This is a genomic window from Mycobacterium innocens, assembly GCF_900566055.1.
Lineage (GTDB): Bacteria > Actinomycetota > Actinomycetes > Mycobacteriales > Mycobacteriaceae > Mycobacterium > Mycobacterium innocens.
Genome location: NZ_UPHQ01000204.1, coordinates 1 through 2,445, shown reverse-complemented (window position 1 = coordinate 2,445; position 2,445 = coordinate 1). Strand labels below are relative to the sequence as shown.

The 2,445-nt window shown below is 66.0% G+C and carries 1 protein-coding gene and 1 pseudogene; both read left to right on the top strand.

The annotated features are described in order from the left end of the window. Window positions 1–127: 127 nt before the first annotated feature. A pseudogene (locus tag EET03_RS30905) lies at window positions 128–1,899 on the top strand (ATP-binding protein); the annotation flags it as partial. Between the two features lie 10 nt (window positions 1,900–1,909). Then, window positions 1,910–2,425: a hypothetical protein gene (locus EET03_RS33300; RefSeq protein WP_208649098.1), complete on the top strand. Its 516-nt coding sequence runs from the start codon at window positions 1,910–1,912 to the stop codon at window positions 2,423–2,425. Window positions 2,426–2,445 lie beyond the last annotated feature (20 nt).

The window sequence follows — 2,445 nt, the reverse complement described above, 5'->3', positions numbered from 1 at the left end:
CCGACATCAGGCGGTTGCCGCTGCCCGCCAGGACACCGCTCGTCGTCACCATGCCGCCGCAGACGAAGCGACTGCCCATCCTCATCCAGAGTGACGCGATCAACCCCATACCGAGTGCCCGTCAACATGCCATCCCGACTTGTGCAACGACTTCCCGCCGCTGCGCACGCCCGTCACCAATGCGACCCACAATCTTTCGGTGAATCTGACGAATTTTGTTGGCCGCCAAGCTGAAATGACGAGCCTGCAGGACACGCTCGCCCATAGTCGGCTGGTCACCCTGACCGGAGCGGGTGGCGTGGGTAAGACGCGGCTGGCGGTGCATGTCGCCGCCCTGATCGCTGACAAGTTCCGCGACGGCGTCTGCTACGTCGATTTGGCGCCGATCAGCCATCCCGACCTCGCGCCTGTCACGGTGGCCCGGGCGCTCGGTCTACCGGATCAGCCCGGGCGATCGACGATGGACACGCTGTTGCGGTTTCTCCGCGGCCGCCAGCTGCTGATCGTGTTGGACAACTGCGAGCACCTGCTCGACGGGAGTGCCAAGCTGGTGGCTGCGTTGCTCGTCGCCGCACCGGGCTCGACGGTCCTGGCCACGAGTCGGGAGCCGCTTGGGGTGGTGGGCGAAGCGGCCTGGCAGGTGCCCTCGCTGTCGCTGGCGGACGACGCCGTCGAGTTGTTCGCCGACCGCGCCCGCTTGGCCCAGGCCGGCTTCACCGTGAGCGACGACAACGCCGGCGCGGTGGAACAGATCTGCACCCGACTTGATGGCATGCCACTGGCGATCGAACTGGCGGCTGCGCGGGTCCGGACGATGTCGCTGACGGAGATCGTCGATGGCCTGCATGACCGATTCCGGTTGCTGACCGGTGGTTCGCGCACCGCGGTGCGCCGCCAGCAGAGGTTGCGGGCCTCGGTCGATTGGTCCCACGCGTTGTTGACCGAAACCGAACGCATGCTGTTTCGCCGGCTGGCAGTGTTCCTCGGGGGCTTCGACCTGACCGCCGCGCAAACGGTCGCCGGGGGCGACGACATCGAACGCTACCAAGTGCTCGATCAACTCACCCTCCTGGTGGATAAGTCGCTGGTGCGAGCCGAAAACACAAGCGGCCGAACTCGATACCGGCTGCTGGAAACGGTGCGCCAGTACGCACTGGAGAAACTGAGCGAATCCGATGAGGCCGACGCTATCCGGGCGCGACACCGCGACTACTACACGTCGATGGCTGCGTTGCTGGACACGCCGGGACGCACCGACTACGAGCAGCTGCTCCCGCAGGCCGAAACCGACATGGACAATTTGCGAAGCGCTTTCACCTGGAGCCTGGAAAACTCCGACCTCGAACAGGCGCTCGGACTCGCGTCTTCACTGCAACCGTTATGGCACACCCGCGGCCACATCCTGGAAGGCTGTGCGTGGTTCGACGCGATAACTATCGACGATGCGAGTGAACTACAAGTTACGGCCGCCACGAGAGCTCGCGCGTTGGCGGACATGGCGGTTGTCACTCTATTTCGGGCGACGGCATGGCTCGAGCGCAGTGCGCCCTGACCCTCGCTCGTGAGCCCGATGATCCGGTGCTGCTGGCGCGGGTCTTGACGGCGTGCGGCATCGTCGCGGGCTACCTCTACGACGCCGACGCGGCCGCAGCGTACTACGCCGAGGCGGCTGGCCTCGCCCGCGCAATCGGCGACCAGTGGAGGCTGAGCCAGATCCTTGCTCAGCAGTCGAATACGGCTGTCATGCAGGGTGACCCGGCCGCGGCCCATGCGACCGCGGAAGAGGGATGTGATGTCGCCGATGCCGTCGGCGACCGGTTCGGTGCGCGTCTATGTCACCTCAGTCGCGAATGGACACTCCTGATGCGGGGCGACCTGGTCGACGCCATAGCACAATTTCAGCGCTGTGGTGGCCGATTGCCAAGCGGCGCTGGCCGGCGGCGATGTCGCGGCGGCGCAGGTCGCGAGCGAGGCGGCCTGGCGCTACCTCAGCGTGGCTCAGCCCAAGATGGCGGTGGCGCAACGCGCCTTCAACGCCGTCGAAGCGGCGCGGGCGCTGGGTGATGTGACCTCGGCCCGCTCGTGGGCCGACGACGCCGTCGCTGTGGCGACCGGTTGGCACCGGGTGGCGGCACTGGTGGCCCGCGCCCGCGTGGCGACGGCTCAGGGCCTGCCGCAACAGGCCGAACGCGGCGCCCACGACGCTCTCGTCTGCGCAGCGAAAAGCGGTGTGTACCTACATCTCCCAGATATCCTCGACGTGTTGGCCGATCTGAGTAGGAGCACCGACGATCAGCGAGCAGCACGACTTTTCAGTGTGAATCGTCCCGGGTTTCGTGCGCACTTCCTTTCTTGGGAAGGATGGCACGATGCCAAGCAAGTACGACGAGAACACCAAGGCCAAGGCGGTCCGATTGGTCCGTGAGCATGCCGACGACTACGACT